Source organism: Armatimonadota bacterium, assembly GCA_028871815.1.
Lineage (GTDB): Bacteria > Armatimonadota > Chthonomonadetes > Chthonomonadales > Chthonomonadaceae > REEB205.
Map to the genome: position 1 here is coordinate 202,116 of JAGWMJ010000005.1, position 22,534 is coordinate 224,649.

Genomic DNA, 22,534 nt, shown 5'->3' on the forward strand with positions numbered 1-22,534 from the left:
TCTGCACTCCCTCCCTCTGTCATAATACAACCCGACGCACCTCTTTTCACTCTCTGGAGCCACAGTTCAACGCGATGCTTGCGAACGACTTACGGCAGCAATACCTCAGTTTCTTCAGTCAGCGCGGGCACCAGATTCTGCCCAGCTCTCCGCTCGCGCCAATCGACATACTGGGAAACCAGGACGAAAGCGTTCTCTTTACCGGCGCCGGCATGGAGCAGTTCAAACCCTACTTTGTGGGGGCGGCGCAGCCACCGAATCCGCGCATCTGCACGGTGCAGAAATGCTTCCGAGCCGTTGACATCAATAGTGTTGGCGATACCTCACACTGTACTTTCTTCGAAATGCTGGGCAACTTCAGCTTTGGAGATTACTTCAAAGCCGAAGTGATCCCCTGGACGTGGGAGTTCCTCACCGGCACGCTGGAGCTAGAGCCGGAGCGCTTCAACGTCACCGTATTCTCAGACGATGACGAGGCGTTCAGCATCTGGCGGGAGGTGGTTGGACTTCCCGAGGATTGTATTCACCGCCTGGGCGAAGATCACAACTACTGGCCTGCGAACGCCATTTCGCAAGGTCCGGACGGGCCGTGCGGCCCGTGCAGCGAGGTCTTTTACAGGCTGGGGTCCGCAGACGAAATGGCCCATGGCGGCGCCATGTCGCCCGCGGAGCGATTCATCGTCGATTGCGATGCCGGCCGCTGGCTGGAGGTGTGGAACAACGTCTTCACGCAGTTCAACCGGTCGACCGATAGTGGTGGCGAGCCGGCACTGGCGCCGCTGCCGCGCCGCAACAACGATACCGGCGCCGGGTTTGATCGGCTGGTGATGGTGACTCAAAAGGCCGGCAGTGTCTACTCCACCGATCTGTTCCAGCCGATTCTAACCGACATCGAAGATCTGTCGGGCATCCATTACGAGGGGCTGAACAGCCCTAAGGACTTTGCGCAGCGCCTCATAGCCGAGCACGTGCGCTCCATGACGTTTTGCGTCGCCGATGGCATCCTCCCGTCCAACGAGGGCCGTGGCTACGTGCTGCGGTACATCATGCGACGGGCCATTCGGTATGCAGCACACACGCTGAAGATTTCAGAGCCGTTTCTGCACAAGCTGGCCCCGCGTGTCATCGAGCAGATGGGTGACTTCTATCCCGAACTGCCTGAGCGCAGCGCGCTCATCGTGTCCACGCTGGAGGCGGAAGAGACGCGCTTCCGGAGAACGCTGGAGATCGGCCTTAGCCGCATCCAGGGACTGCTGGCGGATCAGGTCGGCGAGCCGGAACTGGTGATCAGCGGCGCCGACGCCTTTCAGCTGCACGATACCTGGGGATTCCCGGTGCACCTTACGCAGGATCTGGCACGGGAAGCCGGCGCATCCGTGGATATGGCGGCATTTGACGCCGCGATGGCGGAGCAGCGCGAACGGTCGCGCGCGAGCAGCCGGCTGGGAGGCGGTCTCTTCGATCAGGCGGGTGGCGCCGGTCGCACCGGGCAGGCGCCTACGCGCTTCACCGGATACGCCCGGACATCGGGCGAAGCTGTGATCCAGGCGATTCTAGGTCCGGATGGCGAGGAGCTGCAGTTTGCGCGGCCCGGCGATCACGTGGATCTGGTGCTGGACTCCACGCCGTTCTACGCGGAGGCCGGTGGACAGGTGGGTGACACCGGAACGGTGCGCGGTCCGTCCGACGGCACGGCTTGCGGCCTCTGGTTTGAGGTGGCGGCAACCACGCGCAGCTCCGGCGTGTTCCGGCACTCCGGCGTGGTGCGGGAAGGCGAAGCCTCGGTTGGCCGGCATGTGTTGGCCGAAGTGGACGCGTCGCGCCGTCACGACATTATGCGCAACCACACCGCGACGCACCTGCTGCAGGCGGCGCTGAGGACCGTGCTGGGCGACCACGTGCATCAGAAAGGCTCGCTGGTCACGCCCGATCGTTTGCGATTTGACTTTACGCACGGTGCGCCCGTCACGCCGGCCGAGCTTGCGGAGGTGGTGGACCGTGTTGTGCAAGAGGTGCTCCGCGATGACCCGGTAACGGTGGATGCGGACGTGCCGCTTTCCGATGCGAAGAAGCTTGGCGCAATGGCGCTTTTTGGAGAGCGCTACGGCGAATTCGTGCGAGTGGTGACGGTGCCGAATTTCAGCATCGAGCTTTGCGGCGGCACGCATTTGACACACACCGGCGACATCGGTCTGTTTACGATCGTCTCCGAAGCCGGAGTTGCTGCCGGTGTTCGCCGGATTGAAGCGGTAACCGGCCGAATGGCCGCGGAACGCGTCCGGGAACGGGAAGAGCTGCTGCGTACCGCGGCGGTTCTCCTACGCACCGCGCCGGAGCAGCTTGCCGCTGCGGCGGAGCGCCTGGTTCACGACAAGGCCGAGCTGGAGCGCGAAGTCCGCCGGTTGCGCGCTGCGGGCGGGGCTGATGCGCCACCCATCGAACCTCAAACCGTTGGCGGCGTGCCCACGGTGATCAGCGCGCTGCCGAATGCCGATGCCGGGGCGTTGGTACAGTTCGTTGACCGCGCTTCGAGCGCAATGCCATCCGGCATTGTGGTGGCCGGCGCGGTCCTCGACGGCGCGGTGAACTTTGCCGTCAAGGTCTCGCGCGACCTGGTGGCGCGCGGATTCCATGCCGGCAATCTCATCCGCGAGATTGCGCAGATCGCTGGCGGCGGAGGAGGTGGCCGGCCCGACTTCGCCCGTGCCGGCGGCAAGGATCCTGCACGCTTGCAGGCCGCGCTGGACGCCGCAGCCGGGTTTATTGAAGCGCAGGCGGGTGCGACCCACGCTTCGTGACTGTACTGCCAGCTCAAGGTGAGTGGTATTGAGGCTCCGGGAGTGGCTGCATCTATTCGTGACGTTGAGCGCCACTGCGGCAGCGCTTTGCCCCGCGGTCGCTCAGCAGCCGCCTCGCCACCGCGTGGTGCTGGTGCTGTGCGACGGCCTCGAGCCTGGTGATCTGCTGCGGATCCCCTCCTTGCGGCGGATGGCTGCCACGGGCGCCGTCGGGCTTTTGAGCGAGCCCGGCGCCTCGGAGTCGGACCCAGCCTACGCGGACCTGGTACTGGCTGTTGGAGCGCGCCCGACGCCGTTTTACGTCTCTGCATGCGCCGGAGCCGGCGATGGCGCATATCCACGCGAGGCCGGCACCTACCGCACCGTCACCATGCGCCGCACCGCGGCCGATTACGGTTCGAAGGGCTCAGAGGCGCACGGCAGCATCTACTATCCCGGAATCGGTCGCCTGGCGCGAAATGGCATAAAAAGTGGTTGGCTCGGCGCCGTGCTCCAAGGGTCGCCCCATTCACTCACCGTGAAGGTGTACGGGGCTGCCGATACCAACCAGGTTCAACGGGCAGCGGTGCTGCTGGCGATGGACCCGTGGGGCCGTGCGGACGGTGCCATTCCGATGTCGCGGCCCTCTGCGACTTCGCCGTTCGGACTTGTGGATGCTCCGCGCGCGCTGGCGGATGCCGCCACCGGCTCCGGTGCTGCGCTTACGGTGGTGCAGTTGGGAGACTGCGCGCGTGCAGCCGCTGCGCATGCTGGCGGCGCGATCCGGCTGGCAGCGCTGCACCGTGCGGACATCTTCCTGACGCGGCTGATGCAAGCGCCCGACGCCGCGAGCCGTGACGTGCTGCTAGTTAGCGCGTGGCCGCTCCCGGATTTGGGCGCGCCGTCGCCGAAGTGGAATCGACTCTCCGTAGCGGCGGCGGTCGGGCCGGATTTCCAACCCGGCCTGCTCACCTCCGCGACGACGCGTACGCCCGGCCTTGTCTCCAACGTGGATGTAGCCCCGACGGTGCTGAGGCTGCTGGGCGCGGCGGCGCCGGTCGGGATGATCGGCCGGCCGATCCACACAATCGCGTCATCCGCTGGGAGTCGGATTGCGTCCCTGCTTCGGATGGATCGTCGTGAGCAGCTGAATGCACACGCAGTGGTGCCGGTTATGGCGCTCATAGGCGGTCTGTTGGGCATCTCGGTCGCGTGCTGCCTGGCGCTTGCAGCAGCCGGGAGTTGCCGATCTGCAAGCTTTGGCGCCGGGCTGTGCGTTGCGGCGTTGAATCTCCCCGCTGCCTGCCTGCTGGCCGGTCTCTGGCTGCCAGGGAGTGTGGCCGCTTACGGCTGGCTGATCGTCGGCTGTATCGCTGCGCTGTCCCTCTTGTGTACCGTTGGCGCTGCCGCAAGCGGTCGCGAAGCGGCGCCGGTGGCTGCGGGCATATTCATCGTTGTGCTGCTGCTGGACCTTGCGACCGGCCAGCATCTGATGAAGTCATCGATAATGAGCGGCTACACCGTCTCCGGGATCCGTCTGTACGGCATTGGGAATGAGTACCTGGGACTGGCTTCGGCTGCCACGGCGCTCGGGCTCTACGCGCGCGCGCGGAGTTACGGTGGGCGCGCGGGCCGCCTTCGTATCGCGCTGATTGCCCTGGTGTTCCTCGTGTTTGGTTGGCCGGAGCTTGGGGCCAATAGCGGCAGCCTGGTGATTGGAGGTGCGCTGCTGGCGGCCTGTGTTGCCATCGAACGGCGCAGGCCGGCCTTCTGGCTGTATGCGCTGCCGGGCGCGATATGCGGCGCTGCTGCAGCCGTAGCAGCTGCAACGGCAGATGCATGGCTTCTTCCAGGCAGCGCCTCTCATGCCGGTGAAGCGCTCCGGACCGCATCATCGGGTGGAGGCTTTCGCTACCTGGGGGCGATTCTGCTGCGCAAAGCGCGGCTGAGCATGACTTTGGCGCGCTCGCCGTGGCTTCTGCTGATCTTCGGCGGGTTTGCCGCCACCATCGCAGTGGCACTCGCAGCCGCGGAACGGCGCAAGATGCCGCTAATGGTGCGCGGGAGCCGACTACGCCACGCGTTGGGATTGGTGGTGGTAGTGGCTGCAACGGCCCTCATCTCCAAAGACTCCGGCGTGGTTACGTGTGCATACGCGTTTGGTGTCGCCGGTGTCTGGATGGCATGGGAGGTGCTTTCAGCCGCTGCTGGAGCAGGAGTTGCGCCCCACCCCGCCCAATAAGGCGCCATGCCCAGGATCGCTCGCCGCATGGTTGCGCCCGTTTTTGCCATCCTGTTGTCGTGCAGCGGTTCGACGTACGCTCAGCGGCGCGGGCCGGCGCGGCCAGCGGTCCGGAGCCGGGCGGCGCCACTGCGGCTGATATGGTCGTGGCCCGGTCCGCTCCACTGGCGTGACGTGAGCGCCGGACCGCGTGACGGAATAGCGGGTGATGCGATCTACGCCTCGCGGGCGGATGGACGCGTCTCGATCCTCAGCACGGATGGAAAGCCGGTCGCGGCGCTCCAGCTGGATCCAACCGTGCGGCAGGTGACCCCCTGCGCTGCGACCGGTCATCTCGCCGGCTGGCTGCTGGCGTTCGGAGCGGGCCAAACGTCGGTATTCGGCTACAGCCAGGCCGGAGCGCTTCTATGGCGCTACAACCCATTTGGCGCCCGCACCGGCGTCACCTGGGCAGCTCCGGCCGGCGCTCCACCAGACGGCATATTCGGCGCAGTTATCGGCTACGGTGGCTTCGGGGGTATTCATGTGTTGGGCGCCGCCGGCCATGTGCTATGGAAAGCGCCGCAGTTCGGCGGGATTGAGGGCGTTGCAGCCACCGTAACGGGAGCAATTGGAGGAATGGTGCTGGCCACAGACAGCACGGGCGCGCTCCTCGGATTCGATGCCCGTGGCACACAACGCCTGAATGCCCGACCGGATAACGTGACGTTCCGGACCGTCGACTCGTTCAATCTGCACAACCAGACGGCCTGGGACATTGTCGCCCTGGCCGGCAAGCCGGACAGCGACCGCGAACTGATCTACGATATGTCGGTGACCGGCTATGTGCGCTGGGTACGCAGTCTGGGCGTCAATCTTCGCGAGACCGGCGCACGTCGCCTTGCGATGCTTCGGATTTCGCCGCGAGAAAATCTGCTGGCCGCGCTTGATTGCGCGGGCGCAATCCACCTTTACACGCCGGATGGACAGCCGGTTGGCGTAACGCGCGGAGTTCCGCCTGCCCTGGCAATCTGCTCGGCGACCGAACCGAACGGCGACCAGATTCTGGTTGCTGCGGCAGATCGTGAAGTTTATGCTTTGCGGCCCACCATCGGCTCCACGCATCGATCGCGTGGACGGAGGTTTGGCCGCCGGCAGGTGCGGCGAAAACGTGGTAGACCATTGGGGTTGCGCCGGCTGCACAGGCTGCCGCCATAACGGCTTGCTGCACCGGCACGTCTATCTCCACCCATGCAGATCTCCCCATCCAAAGAAGAGTTTATCCGGCTCGCGCGGCCGGGCAGTCTGGCGCCAATTACGGCCGAGATACTCGCCGACCGCATCACGCCCGTCTCCGCCTATGATCGCCTGGTAGCGGCCGAGGGCGGTGATACGCCCTGGGCCTTTCTGCTGGAGAGCGTGACCGGCGGTGAGCAGCTTGCCCGATACACCTTTCTTGGAGTAAGCCCCACCTGCATTTACCGGTGCCGGGCTGGATCGTGGAGCATCAGCAATCGCGGCGAAAACACCGTTGGCGTGCTGGCTGATGGCGAAGACCCGCTCACACCGCTGAAGAAGTTGATGCAGGCACGGCCGTACGTTGGGCGCGCCGACCTGCCTCGGTTCTGCGGTGGCGCGGTCGGCTTCCTCAGTTACGACGCTGTGCGGTATTTCGAGGAGCTACCCGATAGCAACCCAGACGATCTGGAGGTGGATGACGCGTGTTTCTTCATCACCGACCGCCTGGTGATCTTCGATCACGTTCGCCGGCGGATGGTGCTGCTCTGCAATGCACAGGTGGAACAGGATCCCGGCGAGGCGTGGGAAGCCGCGGCCACCGGAATCGCGCAGCTCGCAGCGGCGCTCAAGCGACCGGCACCGGCTCCGGAGTTACGCCCGGTGGATACCTCCGAGGTTGTACCGGCGCCACACTCCAGCATTGAGCGGTATCAGGCGGCTGTTGGCAGGTGCGTAGAGTACATTCTGGCCGGCGACGCATTCCAGATTGTGCTCTCCGAGCGCTTCACGGTGGAGTTGAACTGCCGTCCGTTTGACGTCTATCGCGCCCTGCGCTCGGTCAATCCATCGCCCTACATGTACTATCTTCAGATGGGTCCCGACCGGATGATCGGATCATCGCCGGAGATCCTGGTAACCGTGAATGGCAGCGAGGTCTGCGTTCGGCCGATAGCGGGTACGCGCTGGCGAGGCAAGACACCCGAGGAGGACGCGGCGCTTGAGGGCGAACTGCTTGCCGATACGAAGGAGTTGGCGGAGCACGTGATGCTGGTGGATCTCGGGCGCAACGATGTGGGGCGCGTGTGCGATTACGGCTCCGTTCGCGTTGATCAACTGATGGCGGTGGAGCGTTATTCTCACGTGATGCACATTGTCTCCAATGTGCTGGGCCACCTGAGAGACGACCGCGACCTGTTCGATGCGATCCGGGCATGTTTCCCAGCCGGCACGGTGTCCGGGGCGCCGAAGGTACGCGCTATGGAGATCATTGACGAACTGGAAACAGTGCGCCGCGGCTTTTACGCCGGATGTGTGGGCTACATCGGCTTTGATGGCGGTATGGATATGGCGATAACCATCCGCACGCTTTGGGCGCGCGGAAACACTGCCACGCTGCAGGCCGGCAGCGGCATTGTGGCAGACAGCACCCCCGAGTACGAATACCAGGAGTGTCTCAACAAAGCGGGCGCCCTGGTGCGCGCCATCGAAATGGCGCGTGCCGGGCTGGATTGAGCGGCGCCCGCCCTACCCGGCTTAAACCTTCTCCGGCACCACAAACGGCGCTCGGTACTTGCGCGTGAGCATCGAGTTGGCCTGGGCCGCCATATTGCGCCAATCCGGATCGCCGGCGCGCTCGGCGCCGGCGCCGTGAGCCTCAAACCGCTCGTGACGCGGATCGAACGGCAGCTTCGGACCCAGAAGGTAGGCGCTATCGGCTAGTGACACGCCGTCATCCGCCAGGTGTTTCTCAAAGGCTGCGAATGTTGCGTAAGCATCTTTATCGTCGCCGAACGCGGCGGACTTCTGAGAGAACGGCGTGGTTTTGCCCAGGCGGTACGAAATGTTGGCGATATGCACCAGAGCGCTGGAGATGTGGCCCTGCAGGATATCGGCATGGAGATCCTGCCACCTCCGACTTCGGACTGCCTTCAGGAAGTTGCCGAAGTGGTCGCCACCACCATGGAAGTGACGGATCGTGTTTCCAGCCATATCCACGGCGACGGCGTCGTCGTAGGATGTGAACGCTACGTAGCCCTTGTCACCGTAGACAATGTCGCCGATCCGCACACCAAGGAGGTCCGCGGTGGGCAGGCCCCGCACTTCAAAGATCAGGTGCGCGGCGCCATAGTCGAAGAACGAGAGCAGCGTATTCGGCGTCTCGCCGGCGTCGGTGTACCCGAATCGCCCGCCAAGGGCCATTACCGAGTGCGGCAGGCCGGCCTGATTGAGCGCCCACCGGGCAACATCCATCTGGTGAATCCCCTGATTGCCCATATCGCCGTTGCCGTAATCCCACCACCAGTGCCAGTTGTACAGAAACCGGTTTCGGTTGAACGGCCGCTCCGGCGCCGGCCCGAGCCAGATATCGTAATCCAGCTCAGGCGGTGGCGGAGAGTCGGGATAGATACCGATGCTGGTCCGCCGCTTGTAACAAAGGCCGCGCGCGAGGTAAACCTTACCAATGCCGCCGGAGTGAATGAAGTCGATCGCAGCCCGAGACCCTGCGGAGGACCGGATCTGTGTGCCGGCCTGGCAGATTCTCATATACTTTCGAGCCGCTTCAACCAGGCGGCGGCCCTCCGTTACTTCATGGCTCACCGGCTTTTCCACATACACGTCCAGCCCGGCCTGCATGGCCCACACTCCGGCGAGCGCGTGCCAGTGGTTGGGCGTTGCGATCGAAATGGCGTCGCACACATGGTGGTCCAGGAGACGGCGAATGTCCTGATACGCCTTCGGTCGGCGCTGGCCACCCTTTACAGCCAGATCCTGCGCGGCCGGGATCAGGGCGGTATCCACGTCGCAGATCGCGGTGATCTCCACTCCCGGCCGGCACCAGGCGCGGATATGGTCCTTCCCGCGCCCATGGATACCGGCAACTGCAATGCGAACGCGGTCGTTGGGGGCAACCCGTCGGTTCGGTATTCCGCCATCCGCGTCGCGGGCCGCCACGACTGCCGCTGCCGCGCTGATGAGCGACTCCTCCAGAAACCGCCGCCGGGTTGTGGGCATTTTGCGCGCCTCCTCGCCTCGCCTATTCCCGTCATCGGCCACGCACTCCTTCCATGAACCTTTCGGAAGCGCGGGCCATCCTCGGAGTTGCCGCCGATGCGCCGCTCGACGAAGTACGCCGTCGCTACCTCGAGTTGGCGCAAGCCAACCACCCCGATCGGCAGCCGCCGGATCGCCGTGACCGCGCCGGCCAGGTCACCGGCTCTCTGAACGCCGCCTGGGAATTGGTCCGTGCGGACCGTGAGGCCCGCGGCGAAGATGCTTTCCGCCCGGATTCCGGACCGGCGGTCCGGGCAGAACGACCCGCCCCATTTGTACCGGACCCCGAAGCAGCATCCGCTGCCGCCGCGGCGCTGGGCGCGAAGGCCGCGCAGCGCACCCGGCGCATCCAGCGTCGACGGCGGATTGTCATCCTGATCTGCGTTGCGGCCGTCGCGCTGCTGGTATGGCGCAGCCTGCCGCGCTACGAGGCGACAGCGTCACCTGCCACGGCGCCGCCGCAGATCGTCCCAGCGCCTACCATCGGCCTGCTGCAACAGATCGATACCTCCGGTCTGCGTTGGGGCGTGGCCGAGCCGGACTTGGTATCGGGACTGGTGGCCAACCGAACCGGCCAGCGGATCCTTGGCCACGTTACGCTGCATATGGTTGCGTGGAACGTGGATGCTCCGCGACACGTTGTAACGCGCTCGTTCCCACTGTGGGCCGACTGGCCGCCTGGGGCGGTAGAACCGATATCGGTTGTCTGCGGGCTGCGATATGGCGCCGGCCGGTTTCCGGTTGGCCGAGGAACCTGCTGCCTCTGGTTCGAGCCTGCCGGCTATTCGGCCTATCGCATGTTGACCGCAACATTCCGCGACGGGCGCGGCTGTGTGGTCCAGGCGTTTCCCGGTACATCGCAGCACGACCTGCGCCTTGTAGCGAGGAGGTTTGCATCCGGCAATCCGCTCCTCTTCAGCGCGGATGACCTGCGCGGGCCGGTTTCAATTACGAGCGCTTCGCGCTGAGTGTGGCCTGGGTCGCAGACGCGGCGCCATTTGCCGGAGGACGGGCTAGCGGATCGTCGGCCGGCTACATCACATAGAGCGGCGTGCAGCAAACGTACCTTTCGAAATGCGGGGCGTCGTGCGACGACATGTACAGGTATTGGAAACCGATCCGCCAGCCAGCGCCCAGCAGCCACCGAAGCATCACCTCGTTGGTGCCCGCAACTGCCCAATGGGTTTCGTTGATCGGCGCCTGTTGGCCGCCGGCGTGGGGTCGCACGCCATCCTGCGCCCGGCGGCACAGCGCGGCCACGATATCCGGCTGCATACCCGCGCCGATAGTGAGTATGGGACCGCTGGCGTTTGGCCCGATATAACCGTAGGCAACAATCGGTGAGCCCGGGAGCGTCACATCGCGAAAGAGCCGGGAGGCTCCGTGTGGTCCACCCGAATCCTGCATCCAGAACAGATGCTCGGGCCGGCGCGCATAACCCAGCGTACCGCGATCAAGGACGTCCAGTGCATCCAGCACGTGTGGCTCTGGAACCATTGGCTCGGCGACCAGTGGTGCGCCGGCGTGCGCGTCGGCATCGCTGAGAGCCACGCGGTCCGGCCGCCATTGATTGGCAAGGCTCGCAAGTGGACCCGTAAAGAGCATCATCGGCATCCGCGGCAGCAGGAGCGCATGCCGGATATAGAGGGCATCTGCCGAGCGATCCTCAGATGCCAGGATAAATCGCGAGCGTGCTGCCCGTCCCGAGTTAAGGCATGCCCGCAGTAACGCCGTACCGATACCGCGACCGCTCCATGAAGGAATCAGGAAGAACTCGGTCAACATCCAGTGTGCGTCGCGCACGAGCGAGCGTGCGTAGCCAACGACGCGGGCAGCGCCGAAGCGTGGCTGCTCCTCGGCAACAAAAAATGCGGCGCCGGGAGATTCCCGCAAATGATGCCGGATCGCGGCATGCGCGCTCCAGCCGACATCGGAGCCGAATGACCGGCGCATGACCTCAAAGGAGGCAAACTCATCATCCACCGTGCCGGACCGTACCCGGATGCCGGGCGGTAGATCACGCGGCTGGGCGGCGCCACCGATGGGTTCCGTTATCATGCTGGTTACCGCCAGGGTGATTCCACCGCTTCCGGCAATTCTCCTCGTTTCGGATGTAAAACAGCGGCGCGGCGGTCAAACCGCGCTATAATCCGTTGCACTCAGAGAGGCCCCGAGCATGACCCTTGTAACGCTCTTCTTCTTCGCTCACCAGCCGATTCGCCTCAAGCCCTACGAGACGAGGCTGGACACCGGCGCACGCAGTCCCGAGGAGCTCTTTGACTTCTATTTCGACGAGACTCTGAACCGAGATATCTTCCACCGCGTGGCGCAGAAATGCTACTACCCGGCAACCCGCGCGCTGCTCGATCTTGTAGAGCGCTACCACGGCGAGCCGAAGCCGTTCAGACTTGCGTTCGGTCTCTCCGGCACGTTTCTGGACTCGGCGGCGCGATACGATCCCGGTGTGCTCGCGCTGTTTCAGGAGCTGGCGCAGTCGCGCTGCGTGGAGTTTACCGCCGAGACCTACTACCACTCGCTGAGCAGCTTGTTCGACGCCCATCGCAGCGAGTTCAATGCTCAGGTCCAGTTGCACTCCCAAACCATCGAGCGACTGTTCGGGCGCAAACCAACGGTTTTCAGAAATACGGAGTGCATCTACAACAACTCGATTGCCGCGGCCGCAAAGTACCTGGGCTTCGAGGGAATCATCACGGAAGGCGTCGACTGGGTGTTGGACGGACGCTCACCCGACTTTGTCTACGCCGCGCCGTGCGGACTGCCCGTGCTGCTGCGCAACTACCAGCTTTCGGATGACGTGGCATATCGCTTTCCGAACCGGAACTGGGAGGGTTGGCCGCTGAACGCCGAAACGTTTGCCGGTTGGTTGGCAAACAACACCGACATGAACGTGACGTTGGCGATGGATTATGAAGCGCTTGGCGAACACATCTGGGCCGATACCGGCATCTTCGATTTTTTGCGCGCGCTCCCGGACGCCGTGCGTGTACATCCACAGTTGGAGTTTGTTACGCCTACCGATGCAGTGAGGCGCCTGCCGGTGCATGACACGGTGGTTGTGGATGACTACGCTACAATCAGCTGGGCCGACAAGGAGCGGGATACCTCTGCATGGCTCGGCAACGAGCCGCAGAGACTGGCCTACGAAGAGATCAAGCGCCTGGACGGTCCGATAACCGCGGCCGGAGATGCCGACCTGCAGCGGTACTGGCGCTACATGCAGACGAGTGACCATCTCTACTACCTCAGCGACAAGGGAATGAACGATGGCGACGTACATCAGTACTTCAGCGCCTATGGTTCGCCGTTCTCCGCGTTCGTGCGGCTCCAGACAGCGCTGTACGACCTGCGCCGGCGTACATCGGAGCTTGCGCGCGCGAAAGGTAAATAGCTGGGCGACCTGATCCTGGCGCTGGATGCCGGCACCACCAGCGCGCGCGCGATGGTGATGGACAGCGACATGCGGGTACTGGGCTCTTCCGCAAGTGAGCTGCGTCTGAGCTGCCCGGAACCGGGCTGGGTAGAGCAAGACCCCGAGGAGATATGGCAGGCGCAGCGCGCCGTGATGCAGGGAGCCCTCCAGGCGGCCCGACGGTCTGCCGCAGACCTCGCCTGTATCGGCATCGCGAACCAGCGAGAGACGACCGTGCTTTGGGAACGGCGTACCGGCGTGCCGATGGGCCCCGCGATTGTGTGGCAGGATCGCCGGACCGCCGGCCGGTGCGATGAACTGCGGGCGATGGGATGCCTGGTCGACGTCGTGGAGCGGACAGGCCTCACCCTCGATCCTTACTTCAGCGCCACCAAACTGGCATGGATGCTGGACCGAAGCGCAGATATCCGGCAGGCTGCGGAGCGCGGCGACCTGGCATTCGGCACCATCGACAGCTGGCTGATATGGAAGCTGACCAACGGCGGCTGCCACGTTACCGACACTTCCAACGCATCACGGACGCTGCTCTTCAACATCCGTACTCTGAGCTGGGATCCGAGGCTGTTGGCGCTGTTCGGCATCCCACCGGCGCTGTTGCCGAAGGTAGTCGCCAGCAGCGGACATGCCGCCGAGACGAGCGCCGAGCATTTAGGACGGCGTATCCCGATCACGGGCGTCGCCGGTGACCAGCAGGCTGCGGCTTTCGGCCAGGCGTGCATCCGGCCCGGTACGGCGAAGAACACGTACGGCACCGGCGCATTTCTGCTGATGAACACCGGCGCGGCGCCGGCGGAATCGAAGCACGGGCTGCTGTCAACTGTCGGCTGGACGATCGGACGCGATACCACGATGGCTCTGGAAGGAAGTGTGTTCACCGCCGGGGCCGCGGTTCAGTGGCTCCGCGATGGTTTGGGGATCATCGGGGCTGCATCCGATGTCGAGGCGCTGGCGGCGTCGGCGCCCAATTCCGGCGGCGTGACATTTGTGCCGGCGTTCACGGGGCTTGGCGCGCCTTATTGGGATCCCTACGCCCGTGGCGCCATCACCGGGATCACCCGGGCGACCACCGCGGCGCACCTCGCATTCGCCGCACTGGAGGCGGTTTGCGTGCAGACATGCGAGGTTGTGGAAGCGGCGCAGAAGGATACCGGGCTGAAGCTGCCGGAGCTGCGCGCCGATGGCGGCATGGCACGCAACAACCTTCTGATGCAGATGCAGGCCGATCTGCTCGGCGTTCCCGTCACGTGCCCGGAAAACTGCGAAACAACCGCTGCGGGCGCGGCCGGGCTAGCCGGCATCGCCGCGGGCGTGTGGCCCGATATCGACGCGTTTGCGCGCGGCAGGCGCCACCAGAGGCGATTTGAGCCCGTCAAGCCGGATCGGTGGCGCGAAGACGTGATGTCCCGCTGGCGCGAGTCGGTGGCCAGATGCCGACACCACCCGTCAAAACCGGAAGGCTAGCCGCGGCCGTTTTCTATCCGCAGAGACCATGCACCGGAGGTTCTACCATCCTCCTCCACGGCACGCGGGCGACGCACGGCAGAGAGGATGACGGCGGGCAACTCGGCTGCCTTATCCTTGGAGACCCAGGCAAACGCGCCACGCGCTACGAAATGCTTACCAATAGCGGTGTTCACGGCGCCTGAGTAGAGAATGAACGGCGGCGGCTCCGGCAACTGCTGAACCAGTTCGAGCGCCTGAAGTCCATCGTACTGCGGCAGCTCGTAGTCTGAGATGATGACATCCCACGACTCTTCGAGCGCGGCCCGAAAGTCGCGCTCGCCGTTAACGCGCCGCAGTGCCGGGTTCAGGCCGGCTCGCTTCAGGTTGTATCCCACCAGCGCGGCATCATCGTCGCTATCTTCCAGAAGCAGCGCACGGAACAGCTCTCCGGACGCTTGTCCGGACCGCCCGGAATCCTTGCGGTGTTGCGGCGGTTCGCCGTGCCCGTCAACATGCATATGTCAGCGCCCTGAAAGCAGAATCAATTGCACACAAGTGATAGACAAAGCATCGCCGTGCCGATGCTGCGACCAGACGTCGGGGAAAAGCCGCATGGATTGATAGTGCCGGCTCAACTGCGGTTTGTGCAATCGGTCACAGCCGCGCAAATTCCCGGTCGTGCGACGCCGGCGCTCCGGCGTGCGCACCTGTAAGAGCCTGGTCCAAATCCGCACGCAGATCCTCAACGCCCTCCAGGCCGATGTGCAGGCGGATAATATACTCCCCCTCCGCGGCGCCGGTTGCGTCCGGCGGGAGGAGCATCGGTATGGCGAGGCTTTCGAAGCCGCCCCAACTGCAGCCGATACCGAACCACCTGAGCCGGTCGATGACGCCGCACGTTGTATCGCGATCGCTCCGGTGGAGGCGGAAGCTGAGGAGTCCGCTCGTGCCGCGGAGCTGGCGTTCCGTCAGCCGCGGCTGCGGATCGCCGGGAAGGCCGGGATAGTAGACGTGCGCCACGAACGGGTGCTGCTGCAGCCAGAGCCCTATACTCCGCGCCGACTGGTGATGCCGCTCCATACGGATCGGGAGCGTACGGAGACCTCGAAGCAGCAGCCACGCCGCAAACGGGTCCAGCATACCGCCGAGCGACGGAGCTTCATTCTGGCGCAGGCGGTTGATACAGTCACCGTTTCCAATGGCCGCTCCAGCCACAATATCGCTGTGCCCGCCCAGATACTTGGTGGCCGAGTGCACCACCAGATCGATACCGAACGCCAGTGGATTCTGGAAAACCGGAGATGCCCAGGAGTTGTCACATATCGTGGCGATGCCGTGCTCTTTGGCAACCGCGGCCACCGCGCCAAGATCCTGCTGTTTCATGACGCCGCTCGAGGGCGATTCCAGGTAGATCAGCCGCGTTTCGGTTCGGATGGCACGGCGAATCTCGGCGGGATCACTGCCTTCCACAAACGTGGTATCCACACCAAAGCGGGCGGCAAAGTCGGTGAGGAAGCCCCGGGTCGGCCCGTAAGCGGTATCCACCGCAATGACGTGGTCGCCGGCCCGAACGCACGAGAGGATGGCGCCGGAGATGGCAGCCATTCCGCTGCCGAAACACCGCGCGGCCTCACCGCCTTCCAAAGCGGCAAGCTTGGCCTCCACGATTCCGGTGGTCGGGTTGGATACGCGTGAGTACGAATAGGCGTTCTTGCCGTGGGCGCCGGTAAACCGCTCCGAAGTTGAAGGACCGGTAAAGAGCGAGGTCTGATAGATCGGCGGCACAGCCGCGCCAAAGTACTCGGCGGGGTCTTCACCCCAGTGCGCACAGACCGTTTCCGGGGAGAGATCCGATGGGCTGTCTGGGTGATTCGTCATGGTTTCAGTGGCCGGCCTTCACCATGGTATCCGCGATATCGTCCACGTAAAAGCCGTAGTCTTCCGTATTGGAGCGTAGTACGTAGTCGGCTACGTACCACTTGTTGTTGTACTTTACCACCTTCACGTCGCGCTGCCGTTCCACTTTCCAGTTGCCGTCCTCGTCATGGTAGGTGCCATGTTCCGCGACGGTGACGCGCCACGCGGTCGGGCTCTGTTTCAGCACCTCCAACACTTTGTAGTCGCCCGGCACGAACGACCCGCGGTCGTTGTCAAAGAGAATGGGAGGGTGCCTGGATCCGGGCATGTCGTGCGGGCCGTAGCCGCGCAGCCACTGATACCGCTTCTCCAGCGTTTCAGCGTCTTCCGATGGCTCCATCAGCGTCATCAACATCCGCTCACGCTGCTTGTGCTCGTAGGCCGTTTCCCACGTTTTGACTACCTGAAGCACCGAGAGCTTATCGGTGACCGGATGCGCGGTTCGCGACTTTACCACGATGTGGCGCCGGAGTTTTCTGCGCCGCTGCGCTTGTGCGGGTGACCCGGCCATGCACACAATGGCGCAGGTAAACAGGGCAATAGCAACGAAGATCGAGCCGTTGTACCGGCGATGGTTTCTATCCGACATCATAATAAAGACATATTCTCCTGTTATGTGACCCAATCCTGCGGATCAGTTCCCGCCGGCGGACGCTGGTAACCGATCGGATTGCCCATCTCTATGACAACTTCCGGCGCCCTATTCCTCGATTTTGACGATACGCTGGTAGATTTCTCCGCATTTATGATCGCATGGGTCCGCGCCATAGGCGATGTTGCGATGCATCGCCTGGGTGGCGAGAGCCGATTCTGGAGCGATGCAGCGGTAGAAATCCTCGGGCGGCTGGAGGCGGAGTACAGGGCGCTCTTCGTGGGTAATCCACTGGCTGGATATCGCCAATGGCTGCACGAGGTCCGCGGTCGCGAGGCGCGGGCGGCGCTGGCGCAGGCCGGACTGCCGGCGACGGACGAGAACGTGGCAATTATCATCGACGCATTCCAGCGATCGCTTCTAAGCGTCGGAACGCCGATTGCCGGCGCGCTGGAGCTCCTCGATACTCTGGATAAAATGCCGGTCGGCATCCACCTTGCATCCGGCCAGGATTCCGACCACCTGCTGTATGCGCTACGCGGACTCGGGGTTCGGGACTTCGCCGGTTACCGCTTCGGTCCGGATCTGATCGATTGCGCCAAGGAGGGCCCAGAGTACTACGAGCGCTGCTTTGCCCTGAGCGCCGCTGTACAGCCGTGGATCGTAGTGGATAACCAGCCGGAGTCGCTGGAGTGGGCGATTGCTGCCGGCGCCACCGCCATACACTCGTGCGTGCTCCCGGATACCGACTGCAGCTCGCCAGACGGGGTAGCCGCTTCCATCACCGATCTTGCCCAGCTGCCATCACTGATCGATGCCATCCTCAGCGATGGCCAATGCCGAGCCCATCGGCAACCCGGTTGATGTAGTTGAACCAGGAGGCGATCAGATTGATCTGAAGGATCGCCACATCGTCGTAGCCCGCGGCCCGCAGCGCCTCCACGTCGGATTGCTGCATATCGCCCGGACGCGCAGTGAGCTTCTCCGTGTACTTCAACATAGCGCGCTCCTTGCCCGTAAGCGCGGCATGGGTCCAACCGGTCTTCATGGCTTCCGAAAGCGTGGAATCGCCCGTTACGCGGCGCAGAAACTCTGCGTGCGACTCGATTCAATAGAAGCACCGGTTGACCACAGAGACCGTAGTGGCGATCAACTCATGATCGCGGCGGCTCAAGGGAAGATCGCCTGCCATCATCGTGCCAAAGGCGCTGAAGGAATGGAGAAGCGTTTCCGGCAGCAGGGAGTGCGACCCCACAATCCCCCAGCCGTTGTTGGATCGCTCAATTTCGTCCACCGAGGGTACCGGCGTACCGTACTCCGGCGGGTAGTGCCGGCGCATCTGTTGAACGGCGTCTGTCAACTCCGGGCTGGAGTTCGGGGGAACCACTTTAATCCACGGCATGTTTCAACTCCTGGTCCATCAACCCATGGGCTCACGGGCTTGACCCGCCTGCGGCGTGGATGTCATAATTTGTGGCTAAGGCTACCTGTGTTGGCGAATTACTGCAACCTATGGCAATTAACCTACAGGTTGTAGAAACTCGGACCACTCCAGATGGTCAACGAGGAGGATACCCCGCTTAATGTCTGTACGTGTAGGGATCAACGGTTTTGGGCGCATTGGGCGCCTCACGCTTCGAACAATTCTGGCTCGCCATGCGGGCGCAATTTCGGTTACTGCCATCAATGATTTGACCGACAGCCGGACGAACGCACACCTGTTTAAGTGGGACTCCACCTACGGTCCTTTTGCAGGTGACGTAAGCGCGTCGGAAACAGGATTGACCGTCAACGGCCGATCGATTTCGGTATTCGCTGAGCGCGACCCGGCAGCGATTCCCTGGGCCACGGCCGAAGTGGATGTTGTAATCGAGGCGACAGGGTTCTTTACCGACGCCACAAAGGCGGCGGCACATCTGGGGCATGGCGTGAAGAAAGTGGTGATTTCGGCGCCTGCCAAGAAAGAGGACCTGACGATTGTTCTGGGCGTCAACCAGCAGGACTACAACCCTGCGGTGCACCACGTCATTTCAAACGCGTCCTGCACCACCAACGGTCTGGCGCCGATCGCGAAAATCCTTAACGACAGCTTCGGAATTGAAAAGGGACTTCTGACAACCGTACACTCGTACACCAACTCACAGAAGCTGCAGGATACCGCAGCCAAGGATGACCTGCGCGATGCGCGCGCCGGAGCCGAGAACATCGTGCCAAGCGCCACGGGCGCGGCTCGCGCTGTTGGCCTTGTGCTGCCGGAGCTTCAGGGCAAGTTCAGTGGCATGGCTTTCCGCGTTCCAACGGCTACCGTCTCGGTGGTCGACTTTACGGCGCTGCTTTCGCGCGCGGCAACCATTGAGGAAGTTAACGCGGCGGTTCGTGCCGCTGCTGCCGGCCCGATGCGCGGCATTGTGGAGTACACCGAGCTGCCGCTGGTCTCCAGCGATATGAAGGGCAATTCGCACTCAAGCATCTACTCGGCAATCGACACCATCGCGGTCGGCGGCGATCTGGTCAAGGTAGTGTCGTGGTACGATAACGAATGGGGCTACGCTTGCCGTGTGGGTGACCTGGTCAAGTTCCTCGGCGACCAGGGGTTGTAAGCGCGCAATGTCCAAAAAGACGATCGACGACGTGGATGTGCGCGGCCGTCGCGTGCTGGTCCGCGTGGATTTCAACGTACCTCAGGACGAGTCCGGCGCTATTACCGACGACCGGCGTATCCGGGCTACACTGCCAACTCTGCAGGCGCTGGTGGCTCGTGACGCGCGGGTTATCGTCTGCTCACATCTCGGACGGCCCAAAGGTATCACGCCCAGATACACGCTGGCGCCCGTGGCCGAACGCCTTTCCGAGTTGTTGGGGATGCCGGTGGTGCTGGCCGCCGACTGCATAGGTCCGGCCGCTGAAACCGCCGTCGCCATGCTTCCGCCCGGCGGGGTGCTGCTGCTGGAAAACGTTCGGTTTCACGCCGAAGAGGAGGCCAATGACCCGGCATTCGCTGCGTCGCTGGCAAAACTTGCCGACCTGTACGTGAACGATGCATTTGGCGCGGCTCACCGCGCGCACGCCTCCACCGAAGGTGTTGCCCACCTGCTGCCGGGCGTGGCAGGCATGCTGATGCAGCGAGAGCTGGAGTACCTGGGTGGCGCTCTTGCCGACCCAAAACGCCCGTTCGTTGCGATACTCGGTGGCGCCAAAGTAAAGGACAAGATTGGCGTGATCGAGGCCCTGCTGCAGCGTGTGGATACGCTCATCGTTGGTGGTGGCATGGCATACACATTCATCAAAGCGCAGGGTGGCTCGATCGGAAACTCGCTGCTGGATAGCTCCAACCTGGAGTTCTGCCGGTCGGTGATCGCGTCGGCCGGCGAGCGCCTGCTGCTGCCGGATGACGTGGTGATTACGAACGCCAATCCCTTCACCGCAGGTGAGGCGGCGTGCGACACCAGAATCGCCGGCGCCGGCTCGATACCCGATGGGTGGGAGGGCGCCGATATCGGCCCAAACACACGCCGGAGGTTTGCCGCTGCGTTAATGGGCGCCGGCACGGTGATCTGGAACGGGCCGATGGGAATCTTCGAGTTTGCAAAGTTTGCCGAGGGCACCCGGGCAATTGCAGAGGCCATGGCAAGCTCGCAAGCTATCACCATCGTAGGCGGCGGGGATTCGGCGGCAGCGGTGGAGCAGATGGGCTTCGCAGACCGGATGACGCACATCTCAACGGGCGGCGGCGCCAGCCTCGAGTTTTTGGAGGGCCGCGTGCTGCCCGGAGTTGCCGCGCTGCAGGATAGGTGACGGCACAACAAGGAGGCCGATATTGAGTGATCCGCATGTGATCAAGATGCGCTGCAACTGGGAGCACGGCTACCCACTGGGCCATGGGATGATGTTCGGCGGCTCCGGGGAGGCCGAGTACGGTATACCGATCGAGCTGGGCGGCGCGCCCGGCCGCACCAACCCGGAGGAGATGCTTTTAGGCGCTGTAATGGCATGCAACGCCATTACGTATGCGGCCCTTGCCGCCCGCCGCAGCCTGGAAGTCACGGGCTATTCCATGGCAGGCGAAATCGACATCACCACCCAGCCCGGCGGCTCGTTGAAGGTGACTGCCATCCGCCTGATGCCAGAGATAACCATCCATGGAGACGATGCGGCGCTTGCGCTGGCCACCGACCTGACCACCAGGGCGGAACAGCTCTGCATGATCTCATGCGCGCTGCGCGGCAACGTTGAAGTGACCGTTCATCCCGTCGTCACGCGAGATTCGTGATGACGCGCAGGCCACTGATCGCCGGGAACTGGAAGCTGAACGGCACGCTGGGCCAGGCGGCCGAACTGGTGGAACATCTGCTGCCGCTTTTGCCGCAATCCAGCGCAGAGGTGGTGATATGCCCGCCTTTCACCGCACTACCGGCGGTTTCCGCCATGCTCGCCGGCACCACGGTTGCCCTGGGCGCGCAGGACCTGTTCTGGAAGCCGAGCGGCGCATACACGGGCCAGATCAGCGCGGCGATGCTGAAGGAAGCCGGCTGCCGGACCGTGATTGTGGGTCACTCCGAGCGGCGCGGGCGTTTCGGCACGCCCGACCCGGATATGGATGCCGCGGTTCTTGCCAGCTTTGCCGACAACGACGCCACCGTTGCGCTGAAGGCTGCCGCGGCGGCGGCCGGCGGGTTGGCGCCGATCTGCTGCGTCGGGGAGACGCTGGCCGAGCGACAAGCCGGCCATGCGGATGCGATTATCTGCAAGCAGGCGCGTGCGGCCATCGGACGCATTCCCGGTGATTGCAGCTTTTCGGAAATCGCGTTGGCTTACGAGCCGGTTTGGGCTATTGGCACGGGCGAGGTCTGCGATGCCGCCGAGGCGGAGCGTATCTGTGCGATGATCCGTGGGGTGGTGGCGGAGGCAGCCGGCAGCCGCGCGGGCGAGGCGGTTCGTGTACTGTACGGCGGAAGCGTCAAACCGGGCAACGCCGTGGAGCTGCTGGCACAACCGAACATCGACGGCGCACTCGTCGGTGGCGCAAGCCTGAACGCAGCCGATTTTGCCGCGATTGCAGCCGCGGCCTGACGGGCCTGCCTCAACCGGGGGTCTGCGCCCTCGCAACCGCCCCACTCCGCCAAGGCTCCGCTGAGGCGTGCGCGCCGCGAGAACAGCCGCGCCTCGCTCCGCCATCCTGGCGCCCAGTCGTCATTCCGAGCGAAGCCGACGGATGTAGGGTTGATGGTTCCGGGGCCGGCAGACGGCGCTCGGGACCGAGCGTTTCCGCACTTAAACGTCCAAACGAATTAAATAAAGTCGCCCGGATGGAACTTTCCGGCCCGAACAACTCGCTTTACCTTTTGAATGCAGGATGCGTGCGAACATTGTCAAATAAAGCTCGTGGCATCCTTGACAGGGTTTGTCTGTTAGATTATGATGACTTTGTTTTCGATTTCGTATACCGTGGATCCGGTAGGAAACCGCACCGGCGAAACGGTGGGAAGCACCTCTACAAGCTTCACGATGGATAACGACGATGAGCTTACGTCGACCAGCGGCGGATTCGCGAACAGCTATTCGTACAACGCCAACGGCGAGCAGACCGGACGCACGTTGGCCGGTACCGCGTACACCATCGCCTTCGACTACGATGGCCAGCTCAAGTCGATCACCCAAGGTACGGCGGTGACCGGTTTCGGCTATGACGCTCTGGGCCGGCGCGTGAGCCGAACTGCCTCCGGCACCACCACCTCCACGCAGTACGCCGGCGGCGCGCCGGTAACGGAAACGCAGGGGAGCACCTTTACTGCCGCGTACACCATAGGTAACGACCTGCTCCGGCGCAACGGCGAGTACCCCGC

At 63.7% G+C, this 22,534-nt stretch carries 20 protein-coding genes; 13 read left to right on the forward strand and 7 right to left on the reverse strand.

Features of this window, described 5'->3' with window-relative positions:
* Positions 1–74 precede the first annotated feature (74 nt).
* The 4 genes from alaS to trpE are packed head-to-tail and all read left to right on the forward strand — an operon-like array spanning position 75 to position 7,749.
* Positions 75–2,798, forward strand: a complete 2,724-nt coding sequence (gene alaS / locus KGJ62_08265; GenBank protein ID MDE2126569.1) for an alanine--tRNA ligase — start codon at positions 75–77, stop codon at positions 2,796–2,798.
* A gap of 28 nt (positions 2,799–2,826) precedes the next feature.
* Complete coding sequence (locus tag KGJ62_08270; protein MDE2126570.1) at positions 2,827–5,019, forward strand: hypothetical protein; 2,193 nt, start codon at positions 2,827–2,829, stop codon at positions 5,017–5,019.
* Between the two features lie 27 nt (positions 5,020–5,046).
* Complete coding sequence (locus KGJ62_08275; protein ID MDE2126571.1) at positions 5,047–6,216, forward strand: hypothetical protein; 1,170 nt, start codon at positions 5,047–5,049, stop codon at positions 6,214–6,216.
* Between the two features lie 33 nt (positions 6,217–6,249).
* Positions 6,250–7,749: an anthranilate synthase component I gene (trpE, locus tag KGJ62_08280; GenBank protein ID MDE2126572.1), complete on the forward strand. Its 1,500-nt coding sequence runs from the start codon at positions 6,250–6,252 to the stop codon at positions 7,747–7,749.
* A gap of 21 nt (positions 7,750–7,770) precedes the next feature.
* On the opposite strand, the gene KGJ62_08285 is transcribed toward trpE, so the two are convergent.
* The gene (locus KGJ62_08285) at positions 7,771–9,249 is read right to left on the reverse strand and encodes a Gfo/Idh/MocA family oxidoreductase (GenBank protein MDE2126573.1); all 1,479 of its coding nucleotides are present in this window, start codon (positions 9,247–9,249) and stop codon (positions 7,771–7,773) included.
* A gap of 53 nt (positions 9,250–9,302) precedes the next feature.
* Between KGJ62_08285 and KGJ62_08290 the strand changes: the two genes are divergently transcribed.
* Positions 9,303–10,256, forward strand: a complete 954-nt coding sequence (locus KGJ62_08290; GenBank protein MDE2126574.1) for a J domain-containing protein — start codon at positions 9,303–9,305, stop codon at positions 10,254–10,256.
* A gap of 64 nt (positions 10,257–10,320) precedes the next feature.
* Here the strand turns inward: KGJ62_08290 and KGJ62_08295 are convergent, their stop codons facing one another.
* Entirely contained in the window at positions 10,321–11,346 is a 1,026-nt protein-coding gene (locus KGJ62_08295; protein ID MDE2126575.1) for a GNAT family N-acetyltransferase, read from the reverse strand.
* A 118-nt stretch (positions 11,347–11,464) separates the two neighbouring features.
* Here KGJ62_08295 and KGJ62_08300 point away from each other — a divergent pair, with 118 nt between their 5' ends.
* Positions 11,465–12,697: a glycoside hydrolase family 57 protein gene (locus KGJ62_08300; protein ID MDE2126576.1), complete on the forward strand. Its 1,233-nt coding sequence runs from the start codon at positions 11,465–11,467 to the stop codon at positions 12,695–12,697.
* Positions 12,698–14,200, forward strand: a complete 1,503-nt coding sequence (glpK, locus tag KGJ62_08305) for a glycerol kinase GlpK (GenBank protein ID MDE2126577.1) — start codon at positions 12,698–12,700, stop codon at positions 14,198–14,200.
* Here glpK and KGJ62_08310 read toward each other — a convergent pair.
* The 3 genes from KGJ62_08310 to KGJ62_08320 all read right to left on the reverse strand — a co-directional run bounded on the left by KGJ62_08310 (position 14,197) and on the right by KGJ62_08320 (position 16,691).
* A complete protein-coding gene (locus tag KGJ62_08310; GenBank protein ID MDE2126578.1) occupies positions 14,197–14,700 on the reverse strand; it encodes a response regulator in 504 nt (167 codons plus the stop codon). The two genes, glpK and KGJ62_08310, sit on opposite strands and share 4 nt — an antisense overlap.
* Positions 14,701–14,836: 136 nt before the next feature.
* Positions 14,837–16,060: a PLP-dependent transferase gene (locus tag KGJ62_08315; protein MDE2126579.1), complete on the reverse strand. Its 1,224-nt coding sequence runs from the start codon at positions 16,058–16,060 to the stop codon at positions 14,837–14,839.
* 4 nt (positions 16,061–16,064) lie between these two features.
* Positions 16,065–16,691, reverse strand: coding sequence for a hypothetical protein (locus tag KGJ62_08320; GenBank protein MDE2126580.1), 627 nt, complete (start codon positions 16,689–16,691; stop codon positions 16,065–16,067).
* 90 nt (positions 16,692–16,781) lie between these two features.
* Here KGJ62_08320 and KGJ62_08325 point away from each other — a divergent pair, with 90 nt between their 5' ends.
* Positions 16,782–17,555 (forward strand): hypothetical protein, encoded by a 774-nt coding sequence (locus KGJ62_08325; protein ID MDE2126581.1) that lies wholly within the window; start codon positions 16,782–16,784, stop codon positions 17,553–17,555.
* Here KGJ62_08325 and KGJ62_08330 read toward each other — a convergent pair.
* Together KGJ62_08330 and KGJ62_08335 are read right to left on the reverse strand one after the other, a co-directional pair.
* On the reverse strand, positions 17,515–17,739 hold the full coding sequence (locus KGJ62_08330) for a peroxidase (protein ID MDE2126582.1): 225 nt from the start codon (positions 17,737–17,739) through the stop codon (positions 17,515–17,517). The genes KGJ62_08325 and KGJ62_08330 overlap by 41 nt on opposite strands.
* 60 nt (positions 17,740–17,799) lie before the next feature.
* Positions 17,800–18,093, reverse strand: a complete 294-nt coding sequence (locus tag KGJ62_08335) for a hypothetical protein (GenBank protein ID MDE2126583.1) — start codon at positions 18,091–18,093, stop codon at positions 17,800–17,802.
* A 181-nt stretch (positions 18,094–18,274) separates the two neighbouring features.
* On the opposite strand from KGJ62_08335, the gene gap reads away from it, so the two are divergent.
* The 5 genes from gap to KGJ62_08360 all read left to right on the forward strand — a co-directional run.
* Positions 18,275–19,291: a type I glyceraldehyde-3-phosphate dehydrogenase gene (gene gap, locus KGJ62_08340; protein MDE2126584.1), complete on the forward strand. Its 1,017-nt coding sequence runs from the start codon at positions 18,275–18,277 to the stop codon at positions 19,289–19,291.
* Positions 19,292–19,298: 7 nt separating this feature from the next.
* Entirely contained in the window at positions 19,299–20,486 is a 1,188-nt protein-coding gene (locus KGJ62_08345) for a phosphoglycerate kinase (protein MDE2126585.1), read from the forward strand.
* Positions 20,487–20,508: 22 nt separating this feature from the next.
* Positions 20,509–20,961, forward strand: a complete 453-nt coding sequence (locus KGJ62_08350) for an OsmC family protein (GenBank protein MDE2126586.1) — start codon at positions 20,509–20,511, stop codon at positions 20,959–20,961.
* The gene (tpiA, locus tag KGJ62_08355; GenBank protein ID MDE2126587.1) at positions 20,961–21,761 is read left to right on the forward strand and encodes a triose-phosphate isomerase; all 801 of its coding nucleotides are present in this window, start codon (positions 20,961–20,963) and stop codon (positions 21,759–21,761) included. The genes KGJ62_08350 and tpiA overlap by 1 nt, the downstream gene beginning before the upstream one ends.
* A gap of 345 nt (positions 21,762–22,106) precedes the next feature.
* Positions 22,107–22,534 (forward strand): hypothetical protein (locus KGJ62_08360; GenBank protein MDE2126588.1); only part of this gene is annotated, 428 nt, incomplete at its 3' end.

Excerpts from the sequence above, each read along its gene's own strand:
- alaS (MDE2126569.1), top strand. The coding sequence starts at position 75 with ATGCTTGCGAACGACTTACGGCAGCAATACCTCAGTTTCTTCAGTCAG.
- KGJ62_08275 (MDE2126571.1), top strand. The coding sequence starts at position 5,047 with ATGGTTGCGCCCGTTTTTGCCATCCTGTTGTCGTGCAGCGGTTCGACG.
- trpE (MDE2126572.1), top strand. The coding sequence starts at position 6,250 with ATGCAGATCTCCCCATCCAAAGAAGAGTTTATCCGGCTCGCGCGGCCG.
- KGJ62_08285 (MDE2126573.1), bottom strand. The coding sequence starts at position 9,249 with ATGCCCACAACCCGGCGGCGGTTTCTGGAGGAGTCGCTCATCAGCGCG.
- KGJ62_08290 (MDE2126574.1), top strand. The coding sequence starts at position 9,303 with ATGAACCTTTCGGAAGCGCGGGCCATCCTCGGAGTTGCCGCCGATGCG.
- KGJ62_08295 (MDE2126575.1), bottom strand. The coding sequence starts at position 11,346 with ATGATAACGGAACCCATCGGTGGCGCCGCCCAGCCGCGTGATCTACCG.
- KGJ62_08300 (MDE2126576.1), top strand. The coding sequence starts at position 11,465 with ATGACCCTTGTAACGCTCTTCTTCTTCGCTCACCAGCCGATTCGCCTC.
- KGJ62_08310 (MDE2126578.1), bottom strand. The coding sequence starts at position 14,700 with ATGCATGTTGACGGGCACGGCGAACCGCCGCAACACCGCAAGGATTCC.
- KGJ62_08315 (MDE2126579.1), bottom strand. The coding sequence starts at position 16,060 with ATGACGAATCACCCAGACAGCCCATCGGATCTCTCCCCGGAAACGGTC.
- KGJ62_08320 (MDE2126580.1), bottom strand. The coding sequence starts at position 16,691 with ATGATGTCGGATAGAAACCATCGCCGGTACAACGGCTCGATCTTCGTT.
- KGJ62_08325 (MDE2126581.1), top strand. The coding sequence starts at position 16,782 with ATGACAACTTCCGGCGCCCTATTCCTCGATTTTGACGATACGCTGGTA.
- KGJ62_08330 (MDE2126582.1), bottom strand. The coding sequence starts at position 17,739 with ATGAAGACCGGTTGGACCCATGCCGCGCTTACGGGCAAGGAGCGCGCT.
- KGJ62_08335 (MDE2126583.1), bottom strand. The coding sequence starts at position 18,093 with ATGCCGTGGATTAAAGTGGTTCCCCCGAACTCCAGCCCGGAGTTGACA.
- gap (MDE2126584.1), top strand. The coding sequence starts at position 18,275 with ATGTCTGTACGTGTAGGGATCAACGGTTTTGGGCGCATTGGGCGCCTC.
- KGJ62_08345 (MDE2126585.1), top strand. The coding sequence starts at position 19,299 with ATGTCCAAAAAGACGATCGACGACGTGGATGTGCGCGGCCGTCGCGTG.
- tpiA (MDE2126587.1), top strand. The coding sequence starts at position 20,961 with ATGACGCGCAGGCCACTGATCGCCGGGAACTGGAAGCTGAACGGCACG.